This is a genomic window from Bacillus sp. SIMBA_005, from assembly GCF_046535585.1.
Taxonomy (GTDB): domain Bacteria; phylum Bacillota; class Bacilli; order Bacillales; family Bacillaceae; genus Bacillus; species Bacillus pumilus.
In genome coordinates, this window is record NZ_JAWRWI010000738.1 from 1 (window position 1) to 256 (window position 256).

Consider the following 256-nt stretch of genomic DNA (forward strand, 5'->3'; position numbering starts at 1 on the left):
ATTGAGCGTTGTTGCAGTAATCGTATATTCCCTACCTTCTACAAGGTTTGTAAAAGTAGCTTCTCCCTCATCAGAGCCCATCGCTTCTTCGATTTTCTTACCAGACTCCACATCTGTCAGTTTTATATATAAATTAGGAATCGGTGCACCACTATTAAATTCTACCGTCAAAACTGTTAATTCATTTTTAGGTCGACTCTGCTTTGTAAATTGATTACAACCAGAAAGTAGCATGATAATCATAATCCCTACTATT

The 256-nt window shown here is 36.3% G+C and carries 1 protein-coding gene; it reads right to left on the reverse strand.

What is annotated here, in order from left to right; all coding sequences use genetic code 11:
• The coding region (locus tag SB660_RS22020; RefSeq protein ID WP_486304218.1) for a peptidase associated/transthyretin-like domain-containing protein at window positions 1-234 on the reverse strand (234 nt) is incomplete at its 3' end.
• Window positions 235-256: the final 22 nt, after the last annotated feature.